Consider the following 18209-nt stretch of genomic DNA (forward strand, 5'->3'; position numbering starts at 1 on the left):
TCGCAAGCAACACATGGCACCATCATGGTGCTGCATACACCAAAAGGAGAGCCATCCGTTCAACCTATAGGCTGAGGCGGATGGCTCTCCTCGTTTTATCCAAATTATCTGCCAATTACTCGGTTAACAGATAGAATGACCGCTGCGCCAGTTCGGTATGATTATATCCCTTGGCATCTTCATACTTGAGCAAGCCACATATACTAAATGCGGACACAAGCGACTGCATATCATAGACTCCTTCATATACTATTGGGTAACTTGGACGGTTCTCTGATTTGAAATTCATATTATCAATCTCCACCTTTAGTCCAGATACACTATAAGGAATCAACCTGAAATTCGAGAAAACAATATTGCCATTCTTGTTTTTATTTACCCGAACCTCGACCATCACATGGGCATCATAACCATCTATTTCCGAATAGACGATATACTTCATCTGCTTAGATCCATCGGCATTGGGCGACACCATAAAGGGCTTTAGAAACGCAGTCTCAGGATAAGAATCGTAATAGTTGGGGGCGTCCTTCAGTTGCTTTATCTGCTTCAAGTTCTCTTCAGATAGCAATCTCTTTATGCCGCTTACATAGGTGCTGATGCGTTCCTTTGTAAGATTGCGTTGCTTGAAGTAGTCATAATTCACCCAATAATACTTAGACAGCATAGCCAACGAGTCATACTGTGCATCGGTCACCTTGTTCTTAATCCATGCGGGCGGCAATTCTCCACGCTTAGTATGTGGCATATAACCAGGGACATGATTCTGCCCATAAGCCCAGCATAGTGCCATCAGCAACATGCTTATCAAAATCGTAATTCTTTTCATAATTATCAGCATTGAGGTTTGTTTTTTATAAATTGTTCGTATAAATCACAAGTCGAATAATCACTAACAGGGTATTTCCAATAATTATTATACTTCGGGGAGTTTGCCCAATTCGGTATAATCGAGCGATACGTTCTCCTCTACATAGGTGGTGACAGACGAGGCCTTGGCAGTTGTTAGCATATCGTTAGCGTTCTCGCTACAGGAAAACAAAAGCATCACATTAATAAAAAAGAATGGAATGCTGTAAAGAATAAACTTTTTCATGCTTTTCTTTTTTAGGGGTTTGACAATGGTGATGTTATCAATGAGCTTATGATATGTCGCAAATTTAATGGATTTTTCTGATAATGAGCAAATATTTTGTGTTAAAAAATCAACATATTATCAATAATCACATAATCGTTTGAAAATAAGCGAGCTGATTAACAAAAACATAACTAATAAAATTTGGTCAGACAAGATAGTCGACTTGTTCCGTAAAGCCATACATGAAAGGAACTCGAACCCTTCCGCAATAATCCCCAAGGCATCGTGGACAGAACGTTTGGACTATCTGCTTAAAATAAATATCGGCAACCTCGGCAAAAAGTTTGAGACATTCAAAAAGGGATTGATAAAGTGCCGTGACCACATCTTCAACTTTCTTGAAGACCCACTAATACCATCAGGGAATAACGGAAGTGAACACGGAATACGCAAGTTGAAAATCAAACTGAAAAACTCCTGTACATTCCGCATCGGTTTAGGAGCAGACGCTTTTCTCGAATTACATTCAATTATCGAAACAGCAAAGAAACACGACAAAACACCATTCAAGCCTTATTCGGGGCTTGAAGACTTGCCATGGTCCTAACGCTGGATAGTTACTCTCGGGCACAGTAATCACAAAAGTTGTTAACAATCAAGCCCGATAATAAACTTTTTTTCCATCAAAATCATCAATATAATAACAAAACCAGCCAAAATAAAGGTAAAAAGAAACAACAAGATGATTATGAACAGGAACTTCAAACTATTCATGGTGGAGTTGCTCCTTGTGACGGCGCCTGCGGTGACCCACGCCAGAGAGTGGACGCTCAAGGACTGCATCGACTATGCCCTTGCCAACAACATCGCGCTTCAGAAGACGCGGCTCGCCAAGGCCAGCGCTAACGAGGACTATCTCCAGTCCAAAGCCGCGCTGCTCCCCTCGCTCAGCGCCAGTACCAGCCACAATGTCAACTACACGCCCTGGATGGCCAGTGGTATCAGCGGCGACGGTTTCTCCAGAGCCAGCGTCGACAAGGTCTACTACAACGGCACTTACTCGGTCTCGGGCAACTACACCCTCTGGAACGGCAACAAAAATCATAATCAAGTCAAGCTCAACAAGCTCGCTACAGAGGCAGCCCAACTCGACTCAGCCACGCAGGCACTGAAGTTGCAGGAACAGATAGCCCAACTCTATGTGCAGATACTCTATTCTACCGAAGCCGTCAGGGTAAACGAGGAGAGCTGTGCCTCGAGCAGACAGAACGAAGAGCGCGGCAAGGAGATGGTGAGCATCGGCAAGATGAGCCAAGCCGACCTCGCCCAGCTCACTGCCCAGCGCGCGCAGGACGAGTACAACGTGGTGCAGGCGCAGAGCAACGTGAAGAACTTCAAGCGCCAGCTCAAGGAACTCCTGCAGATTACCAGCGACGAGGAATTCGACATCGCCACCCCCACCACTACCGACGACATGGCGCTCGACGCCATCCCTGCGCTCAACGGCGTCTACGCCGCCGCTCTCGACAACCGCCCCGAGTTTAAGACATACCAGAACCAGCTGGCACAAAACGAGCTGAGCATCAAGATTGCCAAGGCTGGCAAGCTGCCCACCATCAGCGCCAACGCAGGCATCTCAACCAACAACACATCGATGAACGACAACGCCCTGGCCCGCCAGCTGAAGACCAACTTCAACATGGGCGCCGGCATAGGCATCAGCATCCCACTCTTCGAGAACCGCACCACCAAGACACAGGTCAACAAGGCGATTATACAGCGCGAGAGCATCCAGCTTGACCTCAAAAACGAGCAGACTTCACTCTATTCGACCATCGAGAACTACTGGTTACAGGCGTCAACCAACCAGAGCCAATACAAGGCAGCCAAAGCCAGCAGCGAGAGTGCCCAGACCAGCTACAACCTGTTGAGCGAGCAGTTCAGGCTGGGCCTCAAGAACATCGTCGAGCTGCGCACCGGCAAAGACAATCTGCTCATGGCCAAGCAGAATGAGCTCCAGGCCAAATATCTCACCATCCTCAACGTCAATATGCTCAAGTTCTACAGAGACGGACGCCTTTAGAGCCGTCTTGCCAACGCTTATTGACATCACAACGCACAACAACAAATAGACATACACGATTATGAACAAACTGAGAATCAGCAAAATCTGGATTGCCGTCATCGTGGTGGCAGTCATCAGCATTGCTGCCTGGGCACTCTCCGGCGGCAAGGAGAAGGAGGAAATCAACTTCAAGCAAGACCAAGTGGCGCTGAAGACGCTGCAGAACAGCGTGACCGCCACGGGCACCATCGAAGCTGTAACCTCTGTCACTGTGGGTACGCAGGTGAGCGGCATCGTCAGCAAACTCTATGTAGACTACAATACCCAGGTCAAGAAGGGACAGGTGATAGCCGAACTCGACAAGACCAATCTCATGAGCGAGCTCAACATCGCCAAAGCCAACCTCGCCAGTGCCCAGAGCACCCTCAAGTACCAGACCGCCAACATGGAACGCTACCAGACGCTCTTCAAGAAGGGACTGGTGAGCGCCGATGAGTACGAGAACGCGATGCTCACCTACCGTCAGGCCAAGGAGCAGACAGCCTCGTCGAGAGAGAGCGTACAGAGAGCGCAGACCAATCTGGGTTACGCCACCATCACCTCGCCCATCGACGGCACCGTGATTTCCAAGAGCGTGGAGGAAGGCCAGACCGTGGCTGCCAGCTTCAACACCCCCGAGCTCTTCACCATCGCCAAGGACCTGACCAATATGCAGGTGGTAGCCAATGTCGATGAGGCCGACATAGGCGGCGTCAAGGAGGGCGACCGCGTCACCTTCACCGTCGACGCCTACCCCGACGACACCTTCGAGGGCGAGGTCAAGCAGGTGAGACTCGAGCCTACCACCACCAACAATGTGGTGACCTACGAGGTGGTCATCTCTGCCCCCAACGCCGACCTCAAGCTCAAGCCCGGACTCACCGCCAACGTCACCATCTTCACCCAGGAGCGCACCGGAGTTCTCGCTGTGCCCAACAAGGCTCTCCGCTTCACTCCCACCAAGGAGACCGTGGGCAAGGACATGAAGATTGTCGACTGCAAGGGCAAGAACAAGGTATGGACGCTCAGCGACAAGGTGCTCACCGCCCACCCCGTCACCATCGGCCAGACCGACGGCATGAACACCGAAATCACCAAGGGTCTGAAGCAGGGCGACAGGATTGTGACCGAGATTGTGGTCAATACCCCCGATGCCGACGAGGCTCCGCAGCAGAGCCAGGGACTCATCTCAGGCCCCGGCCCAAGAAAGAAGAAGTAAGCCAAGGACAGGATAACCATATACAGAAAGGACTATAATGGCTGATACAACCAACAACGACAACCGCCGAGTCGTGATAGAGCTCGACCACGTGCGCCGCGACTTCCAGGTGGGCGACGAGACCGTGCACGCCCTCAAGGGAGTGAGCTTCAAGATATACGAGGGCGAGTTTGTCACCATCATGGGCAAGTCGGGCTCGGGCAAGTCCACCCTGCTCAACCAGCTTGGCTGCCTCGACACGCCGTCGAGCGGCGAATACTACCTCGACGGTGTGAGCGTGCGCACCATGAGCCGCAACGACCGCGCCATCCTGCGCAACCGCAAGATAGGGTTCATCTTCCAGAACTACAACCTGCTCCCCAAGACCACCAGCGTGGAGAATGTTGAGCTGCCGCTCATGTACAACCCCGCCGTGGGTGCCGACGAGCGCAAGGAGCGTGCCATCGCCGCCCTCGAGGCCGTAGGACTGGGCGAGCGGCTCTACCACAAGAGCAACCAGATGTCGGGCGGACAGATGCAGCGCGTAGCCATAGCCCGCGCGCTGGTCAACAACCCCGCCGTAATCCTCGCCGACGAAGCCACGGGCAACCTCGACACGCGCACCAGCTTCGAGATACTCGTGCTCTTCCAGAAGCTCTACGCCGAGGGGCGCACCATCATCTTCGTGACCCACAACCCCGACATCGCCCGCTACTCGAGCCGCAACATCGAGCTGCGCGACGGCCACATCATCAGCGACACCCCCAACGAGCACATACTCTCTGCCGCCGAGGGGCTGGCTGCGCTGCCTGTGACCACCGACGAGTAGCCCCCAGGTGACACTCACCCACAACAAGACCATCACAAACCCAACAGAAGGATATGAATTATCAGAATCTATTCAAGATAGCCCTGCGCGCCATAGGCGCCAACAAGATGCGCTCCTTCCTCACCGCCCTGGGCATCATCATCGGCATCGCCGCCGTCATCACCATGCTCGCCATAGGTCAGGGTAGCAAGGCCAGCATCAAGGCCAACATCGCCGAGATGGGCAGCAACATGATTATGATATCGCCCGGAGCCGACATGAGGGGCGGCGTGAGACAGGATGCCTCATCCATGGAGACGCTCAAGCAGGCCGACTACGAGAGCATCAAGGAAGACTGCAACTACATCAGCGCCATCTCGCCCACGGTCAACAGCGCGGGGCAGTGGATTTACGGCAACAACAATACCCAAAGCTCCATCTACGGCGTCAATCAGGACTACCTCAGTATACGCCAGCTCAAGGTCGCCGACGGTGAGATGTTCACCGACGCCGATATCAAGGCGGCAGCCAAGGTCTGCATCCTCGGCCAGACAGTGGTCGATTACCTCTTCCCCGATGGCAGCGACCCCATCGGCAAGGTAGTCCGCTTCAACAGCATCCCCTTCCGCGTCGTTGGGGTACTGCAGAAGAAAGGCTACAACAGCATGGGAATGGACCAGGACGACCTGGTGCTTGCCCCCTACACCACCGTCATGAAGCGCATCATGGCCCAGACCTACCTCGGAGGCATCGTCTGCTCGGCCATCACCGAAGAGGCGTCCGAGCCCGCCCAGAACCAGATTACCGACATCCTGCGCCGCAACCACAAGCTCAAGGATGCCACCGACACCACCGAGGCCGACGATGACGACTTCAACATACGCTCGCAGGAGGAAATCTCGAGCATGATGAACTCCACCATGTCTACCATCACCATCCTCCTGGGCAGCGTCGCCGGCATCTCGCTGCTCGTGGGCGGCATCGGCATCATGAACATCATGTATGTCTCGGTCACCGAGCGCACCCGCGAGATAGGACTCCGCATGAGTGTGGGCGCCCGAGGCATCGACATCCTCAACCAGTTTCTCATCGAGGCCATACTCCTTTCGGTGACAGGAGGCATCATCGGAGTCATACTGGGAGTGACCCTCTCGCTATGCCTCAACACCTTCCTCCACATCGCCACGCAGATAGAGCCGTGGAGCATCATCATGAGCTTCGCCGTATGCACCCTCACCGGCGTCTTCTTCGGCTGGTATCCCGCCAAGAAGGCAGCCCGTCTCGACCCCATCGAGGCCATACGCTACGAATAATGTCACCCTCACCACGGGAGCCATCACTCTCAGAGCTAAAAAAAGCAGCGCCGTCACTGGCGCTGCTTTTTTGGTGGTTATAGGACTATCGGTACCATGAGTTTCAGACACACGTTGCGACCCATATTGTAGACGCCGCGGCGCCCGGTCAGGGGGTTGGTGTCGAGATACTTCAACCGGCTCAGATGGTTCTGGTAGACACGGTCGGTGAGGTTCTCGCCCGCGAGGGCGAGGGTGCAGATGCGCCGCCCACGGCTCTTGATGTCGGCACCGGCATAGAGATTGAGCAGCGTATACGACGGTGTGGGAGTCTCGGTGTCGTTGGCGGTATAGCAGTGGTTCTGCCGCAGATTGCAGTCGGCCTCGACCTTGACATAGAGGTGGTCTACCCAGCGGCTATTGCATATCAACTCGTATCTCACATCGGCTCTCCAGCGCGGCGCAGGGGTAAACGGCAGATACCGCGACTCTGCCGGCTGATGCAGCTGCACCGAGTTGACATAAGAGAAGGCGTTGCCGATGTGCAGGCGCTCCACGGGGTGCACGTCGACACTCACCTCGCCGCCCAGGATGCGGGCGTCGCCCGAGCTAAACTGGTAGACAGGCGTGCCGTCGATGACCACGGGGCGCTGCTGAGCGTCGGCCATACGCCGGCTGTATACATAGTGGTCTATGCTATTGGCAAACAGCGCCACCTCTGCCGACACCAGCGTCGACGAATAGGTCATGCCGAGGTCCATCTGCCAACTCTGCTCCGGCTTCAGCGCCTGGTTGCCCAGTTCGTATCGGCTCGTGCCCTCGTGCACGCCGTTGGCAGAGAGCTCACTGATGTTGGGCGCACGGAAGCCACGTGCCAGATTGAGCTTGAGCTGCAGTCCGTCGGCCACCTCATAGGCCATGCCCACGCTGCCGCTCACGCCGTCGAAGCCGCGCCTGAGCTCCTTGAAGCGCCAGCCACCGTCGGCCTCAGCATCGGCGAGGGCGTCGCTGTGCAGATGACGGTGGTCTACTCTCACGCCGCCACTCAGACTGATGCGGCCCATCTCCCGGCTCACTGTGGCAAACACGCCGTAGTCGAAGAGCCTGTAGGCGGGTATCAGAAACTCCTCTCCCCGGTTGAGCGACCGTTGCCACATGCCGTTGATGCCCGTAGAGAATTTCCATCCGCCCCTCTCGGGCGAGAGGTAGTGCAGGTCGTAGTTGACGGTATGGAGCATGAAGTCGAGGCCACACTCCTGGGGATGCTCCTCGTCCTCAAACTCCTGCCGGCGGTTGTGCTGGTAGCCCAGGAGCAGCCTTATGTTGCCCTCGCCCACCATCCATGAGTTGTCTGCCACCGCCTTGTAGTGGTGTATCTGCTGATACGGCATGGGCTTGCCATAGCTCTTGGGGTCGTAGCCTTGAGGCACCTCCAGCGCGCCAGTGTGCGGGTCGCGCTCGCCCTCCACGATGCCGGGCGTGAGGTGATAGTAGCTCAGCGTGAGATGCGTGTGGCCCTGGCGGTAGTTGCATCCGAGCAACTGGCTCAACGACTGCTCGCGCAGGGACGATCCGTAGACATAGCCGTCATAGGCGTTCTTGTAGGCATGGGCCATCTTGCCGCTGTAGCGCGTGTCCCACACCATAGCCCCCTTGTGTCCGGCAAAGTCGAGCGAGTAGTCCAGCAGCCCGCTGTTGGTCTGATAGTCGGTGGCGACATTGGCGCTCATGTCGCCAGCCATCGGCACGGGTGAGCGATGGAAGATGATGACGCCCGCCATAGCGTCAGAACCGTACATGAGGCTGGCAGGCCCCTTGAGTATCTCTACCGAGTGTACCGAGTGAGGGTCTGTCTCCACGCCGTGCTCGTCGCCCCACTGCTGGCCTTCCTGCCTGATGCCGTCGTCGACCACCACCACGCGGTTGTAGCCCAGTCCGCGTATCACCGGTTTGGAGATGCCGCTGCCGGTGGTAATCTGCGCCACGCCGGGCTGGCGGGCTATGGCGTCGATGATGTTGGTGGCGGGCTGCATGGCCAGCTGGCGGGGCGAGATGAGGGTTACGGGAGCAGGCGACTGGCTGAGCCGCTGGCTGCCGGTAAGCCCGGTCACCACCACCTCGCCGAGCTTCACGGTGGTCTCGGTCAGGGGCAGATGTCGTGTAGTGTCTTGCGGCTCGTTTATAGCCATAGCCGGGGCTGTGGCCGACGCGCACAGGGCGGTCAGCCATATCGTTGTCTGTATTGTGTTCATTTTGTTTCTACTTATTATGTGTATCGACGACCGTTGCGCCACGGCGCGGGCATGCCTGTCGTGCCCCGCCGCTGCTGCGGTGGTCATCATCTGTGATGGTCTGGGGTGGCGCCGTGGTCATGGATAGCGGCTCGTATCATTTGATACGTGGGCTCGTTTCGTAAGGCACGTGAGTTCGTAACATAAGGCACGCGTCCACGTATCATCCGTCACGAACCGGCAGCAGGGCTTGCGGCGCCGCCAGAGATGACTCCGACAACAGGCAAGACAATGCGCCGCGACCGCTATAGACGACCACGACAGGCTGGGAGGAAGTGGCTGCAACGGCTGTTACAGTCCAGAGACATAATAAGGAGGTGCTCGGGCTGGGCTGGCGTCGTGGGCGCGGCGCATACAGGGGGCTGCGGCCACACGGCGCAACACGCAGAACGGCACGGCAATGACCGCGCACGTGAGCAGGAGTGGTGGAAGATAGGGTATACTCTGCAACTGGCAGAGCACACAGGCATGCAGGGTGGGCTGGAAAGCCACCAGGTGGCCGTCGTGATGTACATTGCGGGCGCAGTCTTCACAGTAGAAGGCAGCATCGGCCTCCTGCACGCCATCATGGCGGTGCAGCGTGACAGCCAGCAGCATGGGCACATAGACCAACAGCAGCAGCCATGAAGAGCGCAGACGCTTGTAATTGGTATCCTGCATACGACTGCAAAGTTAATCATTTGCTGCCTAAGTCAAAGGCAAATCTCCTGATTTCTATCTACTGTTAATCTTTTTTTGCAGATGCCCACGCCGCCGTCGGCGGTCTATCGACTGCGGCTGATGATGTCGGCAGCCTTGTCCTTGTCGCTGTCGAAGGTGAAGAGGCGGTAGATGGTGGCAGCGTTCTGCACATCCACGATGCGCGACGCCATCAGTCCGAGCACCTTGAGCCGCTCGTCGCTGAAGGAGAAGAGCTTCATCAGTTCGGCGGTCTGCTGGCAGGTGAAGCAGCAGCCCAGACACGCCACCTCTATCAGGTCGTACTTGGTAGAGTCAAAGCCCGCACGCTGTATCTTGCCCCGCAGTATGCCAAACGAGGATTCGTCGAGGCTGGCGTCGTAGTAGCCGGGCACTATGGGGCACCCCACCTCGCCACCGCGACGGGGCTCGCGGCTGCCTGCCGCCCCGCTGTCATAGACGGGCACCAGCTGCGAGTCGTAGGAGACTACGCGTCCGCTGAGGTCAAAGCCTACGAGGGTTCTACGTACATTGCCCGAGAGCGATACGCCGCTGCGGTATTCCCATCGGTCGCCAGAGGCATCGAAGCTGGTCAACTTGGGCTTGCCGAGTATGGCCTCTACCTGCAGTTTGGTCATCCCGCGCTCTACGGTCTTGCTGTTCTTGGCGAGTGCAGACTGGCATACTGCCAGCATCATCAGTGTTGTGGCGATTAGCGCCAACCATTCATTTCTCTTCATGGGTCTCTATGTGTTTATTGATGCGATTAATTCTATCTTCTGCCTGCAAAGTTAGCACATCTGCACGCAGCAGCCGAGGCATAATCCCTAAAGGTGGCGGGGGGAATTCCCTAAAGATGCAGAGGGATTGACCCGCTGCCGCCAGGCAGGCGCTGCTGTGAGCGGTAGCAAATCTCGGAGAACTTGCTCTCGCAGATATTTGTCGCCGCCCACGACTGCCAAGGGCACAGCCCTGAAAAGCCACAAATCTTTTTGTATCCTATTCGCTATGGCCATTTGCTGCAAACGCCCCACAGCCTCATCCCCAAAAGCAAACGGCAACGCACTGGGCGCTGCCGTTTGTTCGGGAGTCCTGTCTACAGGATAGAAATATGTAGAGGGGCGTGGGTTAGTCGAGCTCTTCGTCAGCCTCGTAGCCACCCATCTCCCGGATGGCGTTCTTGAGCATGGTGTGCTGCTGGTAGAGGTTGTTGACGGGCTCTTCGCCACGGGTATAGTCGTGCATGGGCGCTTTGAGGAAGAAACTCAGGAAGCGCTGGATGCCATAGCGTCCGGCACGGGCGGCGAGGTCGCTCAGCAGCGCCAGGTCGAGCAACAGCGGAGCGGCGAGGATGGAGTCGCGGCAGAGGAAGTTGATCTTGATCTGCATGGGATAACCCATCCATCCGAATATATCTATATTGTCCCATCCCTCCTTGTTGTCATTGCGCGGCGGATAGTAGTTGATACGCACCTTGTGATAATACTGCGTGTCCTCGTCGTTGCCATGTCCGTAGAGGTCGGGCTGGTCGGTGGGCTTGAGGATGGTCTCGAGGGTAGAGAGCTTGCTCACCTCCTTGGTGTGGAAGTTGGCGGGCTCGTCGAGCACCAGTCCGTCGCGGTTGCCGAGGATGTTGGTCGAGAACCAGCCACTCAGTCCGAGGCAGCGCGTACCGATGATAGGCGCAAAGCCACTCTTGACGAGCGTCTGTCCGGTCTTGAAATCCTTGCCGGCAATGGGCATGTGGGTCTGCTCAGCCAGCTGCCACATGGCGGGTATGTCGACCGTGGTATTGGGGGCGCCCATGATGAAGGGGGCACCCTCTGCCAGCGCTGCATAGGCGTAGCACATAGAGGGAGCGATGTACTGGCGGTCGTCGGCCTTCATGGCAGCCTCAAGGGCTTCGAGGGTGCCATGCACCTGCATGTCGACAGGCACATAGATTTCGGTGGAAGCCGCCCAGAGCACCACGATGCGCGCACAGCCATGCTTGCGCTTGAAGTCGCGTATGTCCTGACGCAGCGCCTCGACCATCTCCCATCGCGTGTGGCATGGCTTGACATTGTCGCCATCGAGCCGCTTGGCATAGTTGCGGTCAAAGGCTGCCGGCATGGGCACCACCTGCTCCAACTCGTCGCGCACGGGCAGGATGTCCTTCTCCTGGAGCACCTGGGCATACATGGCTGCCTGGAAGGCATTCTGGGGATAGACATCCCAGGTGCCGAAGACGATGTCGTCGAGCTGCGCCAGCGGCACGATGTCTGAATAATGGAGATACTGGCTGTCGGAGCCGCGTCCCACGCGTATCCGGTCGTACTGGGTCATCGACCCTATGGGCTTGGCGAGACCTCGGCGGGTCATAAACACACCTGTCATGAAGGTGGTGGACACGGCGCCACAACCTACAAGCATAATTCCCAACTTGCCATCGGCTGGGAGGACATTGGTTTTTCTCATACTACACAATTAAGTTACACCGCAGAGCAGCCATAAGGGCTGGCGCTGCACGATAATTCATAATACTCTCGCTGCAAATGTAGGGAAAGTTGGGTGAAGGGCAATGCCACGGATGTGTTTTTTATGAAAAACGTGGCTGTTTTTCACATTTTTTGCGAGTTCAGGACTACCCGTCAGCCAACTATCACTGGCAACGGGCACACAGACAACCCCCACTCGGGCGGACGACAAGGCGGCTGAGACGGAGGCGGAACCACGATTTATCATGAAAAACAAAGGATTTATGGCTTTGCTCTTGCTCATTTTGCGATTTATTGCGAACTTTGCAGCCTACAAATAACTTACTACACAAGCAACAAAAGAGATGAAGACCACTACCCTCGCCCTGATGAGAAGCGCCATGCTGGCGCTGCTCGCTACCATTCTGTCTACAACCATAGCCTCCAAGGGGCAGACCCCGACCGGGAAAAGCCGGCTGAGGGTAGCGTCGTACAACATACAGCACGGCATGGGTATGGACGGGCGCCTGGACTATCTGCGCACAGCCCGGGTGCTCGAGAAAATCAATGCCGATGTGGTGGCGGTGCAGGAGGTGGACAGCATGACACGCCGCACGGGTCATACCTATGCCCTGGGCGAGATAGCCGACGCGATGCGCTACTATGCCTCGTATGCCGCGGCCATAGACTTCGACGGCGGCCGATACGGCATAGGCATCCTCTCGCGACAGCGTCCGCTGCGGATAGAGCGGAGGGCGCTGCCCGGACGCGAGGAAGCACGCGCCATCATCGTGGCAGAGTTCAAGGACTACGTGTTTGCCGCCACCCATCTGTCGCTGACCGAGGAAGACCGCATGGCGTCGCTCGCCATCATCACAGAGATGGCACGGGCGAGCCGCAAGCCCTTCATCATAGCCGGCGACATGAACGCCGAGCCAGGGTCTACATTCATCGGCGAGCTGGAGAAAGACTTCCATATCTGCAGCAAGAACGCCAAGTCGTGGCCCGCAGACTCTCCGCAAGCCTGTCTGGACTATATAGCCGCATACAAGAGCTATGGCGACGTGAAGCGGCCGGGAGCCGACGACGAGTGGGCCAACTACCGCCCCTATGTGGGCGAACCGGCGGTGACGCTCAATGCGCAGGTGGTCAACACGCAGGCGTCGGATCACCGCCCCATCTACGCCGACATCGTGCTGCCCACGCCCACAGCGCAGCTGCTCACCACGCAGCCCTATCTGCAACTGGCTACAAGGACATCGATGAACGTGATGTTCCAGACCAACTGCGTGGGCCACTGCTGGATAGAATACGGCACCGACACGCTCAACACCCGTAGGGCTCGCGCTCTGATGGACGGCCAGGAGGTGTGCTATGACATCGAAAACAACATAAAGCTCGACCATCTGCAGCCCGGCACCCGCTACTACTACCGCGTGTGAGTGCAGGAAATCCTGCACAAGAGCGCCTATGCCAACCACTTCGGCGGCGACACGCTGCGCACGAGGTTCTACTCGTTCCGCACTCCTGGCGATGACGGCGACTTCGGCTGCCTCGTCTTCAACGACCTGCACGACCAGAGCAAGACCTACGGCAGGCTGAGAGAGCTGGCCAAGGACGAGGACTATGACTTCGTGATATTCAACGGCGACTGTCTGCCCGAACCGCGCAACCGCAACCACGCCATCGACATGATACACCGTCTGGCCGATGGCATCGGAGGTGCCGAGAAGCCCGTCATCTTCCTGCGCGGCAACCACGAGATACGCAATTTCTACTCGGCAGGCATGCACAGCCTCATAGGCTACTATGGCGACAAGACCTACGCTGCCTTCACCTGGGGCAAAACACGGTTTGTGATGCTCGACCCGGGCGAAGACAAGCCCGACTCGACGCCTGTATACGGCGGCCTCAACCACTTTACGCAGCTCAGAATGGACCAGACGGAGTTTATCAAGCATGAACTGAAGAGCAAGGAGTTCAAGCAGGCGCGCCATCGCGTGCTGATAAGCCACATCCCCATCTTCGGCAACACCGACAAGTATCGCCCCTGCACCGAGATGTGGGGAGGGATGCTCGCCAAGGCTCCCTTTGACCTGGGCATCGGTGCCCATACCCACACCGCGCGTCTGCACCGCCGGGGAGTAGACGGATGCGGGTTCCCGGTGTACATCGGCGGGGGATATAAGATGGACTCTGCCACCGTGGCGGTGCTGACCTGCCGCGAGGGGAGGCTGAGTCTGAAGGTGCTGGCAGACAACGACGACAACCAATGGACGCTGGACCTGGGCCGATAAACTCAACGACGGCAGAGAAGAGACTCAAACAAATAGAAACCCAATCAACAGACGCATGAGACGACGATACCTGTCACTGTTATTACTCTGTATGCTCGCCGCCATAGGCTGCCGGGCTAAAAACTCAGTAGCCCCCATGACCGCGGGCTATGTATTTATGCTGCCGGGCGATGCGGAAGTCATGGCCCAGATAAACCTGACCAACTGGGGCGACACCCGCGTGACCAGCTTCACCTACACCCTGTACTACATGGACAGCAAAGAGAGCGAGGGACCGATGACCGTCGCGCTGGACACTCCGCTCGAAGACGGCGAGACCCGCACGATGGGGATAGCCATCAAGGCTGGCAAGACGCTGGGCAAGGAAGACGTGCTGCTGAACATTACCCAGGTAAACGGAACCTACAACGAGGCATCGGTAAGCTATACCTACATCACCCGCTGCACAGTAAACAAGATGCCCGTCAAGCGGGTGCTGGTGGAAGACTATGCTGCCATGTGGTGCTGGCACTGCCCAGTAGGTCTGGTGGCCACCGATGCGCTGGCACGCAGATAACCCGACGATGTCGTGGCGGTGTCGGTACACAAGACCGACGACATCAGCAAGGTGGTGTCGCCGACGGTGTATGAAGGTCTGATAGACAGATATGCCGCCACCCTGCCGGCAGTATGGATAGCGCGCGACAACAAGGCGGCGGGATATGATGTGACCACAGCCTACCAGAGTGAGAAGAACAAGGTGACATATATGAACATCGGGGTAAGCGCACGGTGGGACGCGACGGGCGACGCCATCGACGTGACCACCGAGGTGGAGCCCTGCATGACGCCCGAGGAGGGCAGCAGCTACAGCGTAGGCTATGTGCTCACCGCCAGCGGGCTGACCAACCCCGCCTGGCGGCAGGAGGCCAGCTACGCCGAATACTCAAGCCCGAGCTACGCCGATGCCCCCGAGGAGATGAAGTTCTATGCCGACGCCGCCAACTATAGCGACGGCTATAGCAAGGTCAAGGGAGTGGTGTATAACCATGTGGCCATCGAGTCGAAGGGTATGGAGAGAGGTATCGCCAACTCGCTCGGCGCGCCGTATGCCATGGACGAGGTGAAGAAGCACAGCACCACCTTCAGCAACATAAGCAGATACGGCGTCATAGGCGACAAGAGCAAGATTGAGATAGTGGCCGTGCTGTTCAACAACAAGACCAACAAGATAGAAAACGCCGCACGTTGTCGTGTGGATGGTTACGGAGGCGACACCACGGGCATCGGAGAGGCCGTGGGTGACAAGCGCGATGGCGACGACCGCATGTATGACATGATGGGGCGCCAGGTCTACGGCAAACCTGCACCGGGGCTCTATATCGTCAACGGCAGAAAGATTATCGTAAAGTAAAATATAACAGACACTTATGAAAAGACTTATATGTAGCCTCGTAGTGGCAATGGCTGCCGCAACCAGCATCTGGGCAGGCCCGGTAGATGAGGCAAAGGCCAAAGCTCTGGCGCAGAGATACATCAACAATCCGGTAAAGGCCAATGCCAGCACCATGCAGAGGGTCAAGGCCAACACCACGGCAGAGGACAAAGCCCCGGCGCTGCACCTGTTTAACAGCCAGGAGGGTGAAGGTTTTGTCATCGTGGCTGCCGACGACAGAGTGGGCGGCGTATTGGGTTACAGCGACAAGGGCAGGCTGGACACCGACAATATGCCCGATGGATTAAGGGCACTGCTGGACAGCTATGCACGCACTGTAGAGAGTGTGCGCACAGACGAGGCGAACGTGATTCCGGTCTACGCCAACAGGCCCAAAGCCAGCGTAAAGCCACTGATAAGCGCAGAGTGGAGCCAGGAATATCCCTACAACTACTACACGCCCAAGAGCAGCAGCGGCAAGCCGACCTATACCGGATGTACCATCACGGCGGCAGCACAGGTGCTGTCGGCTCACAAGTGGCCGAAGATGAGACCCAAGGGAGTGCCCAAGGGCGAAGGAGCCATGGCATACGACTACTACGACTGGGACAACATGATAGACAACTACAGCAATGGCGGCTACAGCATAGCCCAGGCCCAGGCTGTGGGAGTGCTGATGCGCGACCTGGGCAGACTGGCGCGCGCCACATACGGCGTGCACGGAACCCTCAGTGACGAAGGCAAGGTGTGGAACGCGCTGCAATACTACTATGACTGCACTGTGCGCCAGCTCGAGAAAGACCTGCTCCCCGGCGGAGAGTTTCTGCAGGTCGTATACAACGAACTGTCATTGGGGTGTCCACTGTTTATGACCGGTGGAGACCATGCCTTTGTGTATGACGGCTATGACGAGAACGGTCTGGTGCATGTCAACTGGGGATGGGGAGGTCTGGACAACGGCTACTTTGACATCAACACGGCTGCGACGGCTGGCGGAGGATACAACAGCGACGGCCGCTACTATGAGAAGCAGATAGCGCTGCTGATACACCCCAACAACGGCACCATAGAGCCGCTCAAGCCCAAACCCGTAGTGCTCTCGATAAACAACGATGAAGGACTGCAGTTCAAGGTGAGTGAAGGGCTTACCACCTCTTCTTATATACCGGCGCAACTCAAAGGCGTAGGCGCTCGCAATCTGGCACAGAACGAGGACGGCGCCTATACCGGCAAGTTGGGCATCGGCCTCTTTGACAAGGACGGCACCTGTCTGCACGTCTTCGGCATCACCGCCACACAGACATGGTCTACCTATTACGGGTCGTACAGTTACGACTACGACTGGTGGGGAATAGACCTCAGCGAGATAGACGGCCCTGGCGACGGCACATACTATCTGCGCCCGTTGGGCCGCCGCAGGATAGACGCCGCCACCGACAAGTGGGGCGACTGGACCACCATGGTCAACGGCAACAGTGTGCCGATGGTTGTAGACAATGGCAAAGTGACCCTGGTCCAAGACGACAACAAGCCCCATCTGCTGCTCGCGGGCAAACCCGAAATACTGGAGCCTGCCTATGAATACAGCAGTCAGATGACGGGCATCCAGCTGAACATATCCAACCTGAGCAGACGCCAGGCAAGAGGCGAGCTGAAGGTGGTGCTGCACGGGACGGGCAGTCTGGAAGGCGAGACCTACGTGGTGCCCAATGCCTATCTGATGCACATGGTGGCGCAACGCATGACGACGACTCCGTGGATAGTGAAGTTTATGACCTCGTATACAGGGACCAATGGCAGCTTTGCGCTCAAAGCCGGCAAATACAGGATGACACTCAAATTTGACCACAATCTGGAAACCAAAGACCCGGCGGTATACGACATCGCCGTGCCCGAGGACTTCCTGATAGAGGTGTTGCCGCAGAACTACTCAGAGCGCGTGACGGTGACCTCGGTAAAGCTGCTCGACGAGAACGGCAACGGCGTGGCGTCGCACCACTTTGACCTAACGCAGATGCCGAAGGTGACTCTGGGCATATCGGGCTACGCCAAATACATGACGCAGACCACCTGCAAGACCCAAATACGCTACAGGATGGTAGACACGGCCACTGGCGCCACGGTATATACAAGCGAGGGCTACAGCGTAAGCATACCGCGCAACAACGAGACCAACCTGACGAGTATGACCCGCCACACGGTGGACCTGGCCGGTATGGCAGAGGGTACATACGAGATACACGTAGATGTGGAGAGAAACGGGGCTTGGCTGGACAGATGGAACGCCAACACCCTACGCCGGAAAATCGTGCTGTACAGGAAGACACCGTCGGAGTCGACCAAGATAGACGAAACCACAGCAGACCCCACCGTGCAGAACGCCAACCGCAACACAGCCATCTACGGAATAGACGGACGCAGACTCCCATCCATTCCACAGCGCGGGCTGTATATCATGAACGGCGTGAAACGTATGGCACAGGACAGATAAGTCGGGCAGAAAGAGAAGAATGGAAAAGGAACCGGCAGGCGCCACCAGCCCCACGGACAAAGACGCGAAGAAGGGAGGTCAGAGTCGCATCTTGACATCCCA

At 56.7% G+C, this 18209-nt stretch carries 18 protein-coding genes; 11 read left to right on the forward strand and 7 right to left on the reverse strand.

Going from position 1 to position 18209, the window contains the following annotated elements:
• Positions 1–115: 115 nt before the first annotated feature.
• Positions 116–829, reverse strand: coding sequence for a hypothetical protein (locus CIK94_RS05150; protein WP_144007679.1), 714 nt, complete (start codon positions 827–829; stop codon positions 116–118).
• Positions 830–916: 87 nt separating this feature from the next.
• Entirely contained in the window at positions 917–1096 is a 180-nt protein-coding gene (locus tag CIK94_RS05155; protein ID WP_094385527.1) for a hypothetical protein, read from the reverse strand.
• 139 nt (positions 1097–1235) lie between these two features.
• Between CIK94_RS05155 and CIK94_RS05160 the strand changes: the two genes are divergently transcribed.
• The 5 genes from CIK94_RS05160 (at position 1236) to CIK94_RS05180 (ending at position 6501) form a co-directional block, all read left to right on the forward strand.
• Positions 1236–1685 carry a hypothetical protein gene (locus CIK94_RS05160; protein WP_094385529.1) on the forward strand — a complete coding sequence of 150 codons (450 nt, stop codon included), beginning with the start codon at positions 1236–1238 and terminating at the stop codon, positions 1683–1685.
• Positions 1686–1826: 141 nt separating this feature from the next.
• Positions 1827–3161: a TolC family protein gene (locus CIK94_RS05165; protein ID WP_094421756.1), complete on the forward strand. Its 1335-nt coding sequence runs from the start codon at positions 1827–1829 to the stop codon at positions 3159–3161.
• Positions 3162–3222: 61 nt separating this feature from the next.
• Positions 3223–4401 carry an efflux RND transporter periplasmic adaptor subunit gene (locus CIK94_RS05170; RefSeq protein ID WP_094421670.1) on the forward strand — a complete coding sequence of 393 codons (1179 nt, stop codon included), beginning with the start codon at positions 3223–3225 and terminating at the stop codon, positions 4399–4401.
• A 37-nt stretch (positions 4402–4438) separates the two neighbouring features.
• The gene (locus CIK94_RS05175) at positions 4439–5209 is read left to right on the forward strand and encodes an ABC transporter ATP-binding protein (RefSeq protein WP_022310705.1); all 771 of its coding nucleotides are present in this window, start codon (positions 4439–4441) and stop codon (positions 5207–5209) included.
• A 53-nt stretch (positions 5210–5262) separates the two neighbouring features.
• A complete protein-coding gene (locus CIK94_RS05180) occupies positions 5263–6501 on the forward strand; it encodes an ABC transporter permease (RefSeq protein ID WP_022310706.1) in 1239 nt (412 codons plus the stop codon).
• Positions 6502–6578: 77 nt separating this feature from the next.
• Here the strand turns inward: CIK94_RS05180 and CIK94_RS05185 are convergent, their stop codons facing one another.
• Entirely contained in the window at positions 6579–8732 is a 2154-nt protein-coding gene (locus CIK94_RS05185) for a TonB-dependent receptor (protein ID WP_094421672.1), read from the reverse strand.
• A 1-nt stretch (position 8733) separates the two neighbouring features.
• Between CIK94_RS05185 and CIK94_RS14845 the strand changes: the two genes are divergently transcribed.
• Entirely contained in the window at positions 8734–8859 is a 126-nt protein-coding gene (locus CIK94_RS14845; protein ID WP_256387365.1) for a hypothetical protein, read from the forward strand.
• A gap of 203 nt (positions 8860–9062) precedes the next feature.
• Here the strand turns inward: CIK94_RS14845 and CIK94_RS05190 are convergent, their stop codons facing one another.
• The 4 genes from CIK94_RS05190 to CIK94_RS14005 form a co-directional block, all read right to left on the reverse strand.
• Positions 9063–9431 carry a hypothetical protein gene (locus tag CIK94_RS05190; RefSeq protein WP_094385535.1) on the reverse strand — a complete coding sequence of 123 codons (369 nt, stop codon included), beginning with the start codon at positions 9429–9431 and terminating at the stop codon, positions 9063–9065.
• A 104-nt stretch (positions 9432–9535) separates the two neighbouring features.
• A complete protein-coding gene (locus tag CIK94_RS05195; RefSeq protein ID WP_094421674.1) occupies positions 9536–10189 on the reverse strand; it encodes a DUF4476 domain-containing protein in 654 nt (217 codons plus the stop codon).
• Between the two features lie 388 nt (positions 10190–10577).
• Positions 10578–11906, reverse strand: coding sequence for an inositol-3-phosphate synthase (locus tag CIK94_RS05205; RefSeq protein WP_094387760.1), 1329 nt, complete (start codon positions 11904–11906; stop codon positions 10578–10580).
• 57 nt (positions 11907–11963) lie between these two features.
• Positions 11964–12209: a hypothetical protein gene (locus CIK94_RS14005; RefSeq protein ID WP_144008303.1), complete on the reverse strand. Its 246-nt coding sequence runs from the start codon at positions 12207–12209 to the stop codon at positions 11964–11966.
• A 61-nt stretch (positions 12210–12270) separates the two neighbouring features.
• Between CIK94_RS14005 and CIK94_RS05210 the strand changes: the two genes are divergently transcribed.
• From CIK94_RS05210 to CIK94_RS05230, 5 genes are read left to right on the forward strand one after another with little or no spacing between them, the layout of a single operon-like run.
• Complete coding sequence (locus CIK94_RS05210; RefSeq protein ID WP_094421678.1) at positions 12271–13347, forward strand: endonuclease/exonuclease/phosphatase family protein; 1077 nt, start codon at positions 12271–12273, stop codon at positions 13345–13347.
• Positions 13348–14202, forward strand: coding sequence for a metallophosphoesterase (locus CIK94_RS05215; RefSeq protein ID WP_094421680.1), 855 nt, complete (start codon positions 13348–13350; stop codon positions 14200–14202).
• A gap of 55 nt (positions 14203–14257) precedes the next feature.
• The gene (locus tag CIK94_RS05220) at positions 14258–14758 is read left to right on the forward strand and encodes a hypothetical protein (protein WP_144008304.1); all 501 of its coding nucleotides are present in this window, start codon (positions 14258–14260) and stop codon (positions 14756–14758) included.
• A 12-nt stretch (positions 14759–14770) separates the two neighbouring features.
• Complete coding sequence (locus tag CIK94_RS05225) at positions 14771–15595, forward strand: hypothetical protein (protein ID WP_144008305.1); 825 nt, start codon at positions 14771–14773, stop codon at positions 15593–15595.
• Positions 15596–15611: 16 nt separating this feature from the next.
• Positions 15612–18107: a C10 family peptidase gene (locus CIK94_RS05230; RefSeq protein WP_094421686.1), complete on the forward strand. Its 2496-nt coding sequence runs from the start codon at positions 15612–15614 to the stop codon at positions 18105–18107.
• The last annotated feature ends 102 nt before the right edge of the window (positions 18108–18209 follow it).

It is taken from the genome of Prevotella sp. P4-51 (assembly GCF_002251455.1).
Lineage (GTDB): Bacteria > Bacteroidota > Bacteroidia > Bacteroidales > Bacteroidaceae > Prevotella.

What these genes read in the sequence shown, in the direction of transcription:
- CIK94_RS05150 (WP_144007679.1), bottom strand. Translation starts at nt 829, where the DNA reads ATGAAAAGAATTACGATTTTGATAAGCATGTTGCTGATGGCACTATGC.
- CIK94_RS05155 (WP_094385527.1), bottom strand. Translation starts at nt 1,096, where the DNA reads ATGAAAAAGTTTATTCTTTACAGCATTCCATTCTTTTTTATTAATGTG.
- CIK94_RS05165 (WP_094421756.1), top strand. Translation starts at nt 1,827, where the DNA reads ATGAACAGGAACTTCAAACTATTCATGGTGGAGTTGCTCCTTGTGACG.
- CIK94_RS05170 (WP_094421670.1), top strand. Translation starts at nt 3,223, where the DNA reads ATGAACAAACTGAGAATCAGCAAAATCTGGATTGCCGTCATCGTGGTG.
- CIK94_RS05175 (WP_022310705.1), top strand. Translation starts at nt 4,439, where the DNA reads ATGGCTGATACAACCAACAACGACAACCGCCGAGTCGTGATAGAGCTC.
- CIK94_RS05180 (WP_022310706.1), top strand. Translation starts at nt 5,263, where the DNA reads ATGAATTATCAGAATCTATTCAAGATAGCCCTGCGCGCCATAGGCGCC.
- CIK94_RS05185 (WP_094421672.1), bottom strand. Translation starts at nt 8,732, where the DNA reads ATGAACACAATACAGACAACGATATGGCTGACCGCCCTGTGCGCGTCG.
- CIK94_RS05190 (WP_094385535.1), bottom strand. Translation starts at nt 9,431, where the DNA reads ATGCAGGATACCAATTACAAGCGTCTGCGCTCTTCATGGCTGCTGCTG.
- CIK94_RS05195 (WP_094421674.1), bottom strand. Translation starts at nt 10,189, where the DNA reads ATGAAGAGAAATGAATGGTTGGCGCTAATCGCCACAACACTGATGATG.
- CIK94_RS05205 (WP_094387760.1), bottom strand. Translation starts at nt 11,906, where the DNA reads ATGAGAAAAACCAATGTCCTCCCAGCCGATGGCAAGTTGGGAATTATG.
- CIK94_RS14005 (WP_144008303.1), bottom strand. Translation starts at nt 12,209, where the DNA reads ATGAGCAAGAGCAAAGCCATAAATCCTTTGTTTTTCATGATAAATCGT.
- CIK94_RS05210 (WP_094421678.1), top strand. Translation starts at nt 12,271, where the DNA reads ATGAAGACCACTACCCTCGCCCTGATGAGAAGCGCCATGCTGGCGCTG.
- CIK94_RS05220 (WP_144008304.1), top strand. Translation starts at nt 14,258, where the DNA reads ATGAGACGACGATACCTGTCACTGTTATTACTCTGTATGCTCGCCGCC.
- CIK94_RS05230 (WP_094421686.1), top strand. Translation starts at nt 15,612, where the DNA reads ATGAAAAGACTTATATGTAGCCTCGTAGTGGCAATGGCTGCCGCAACC.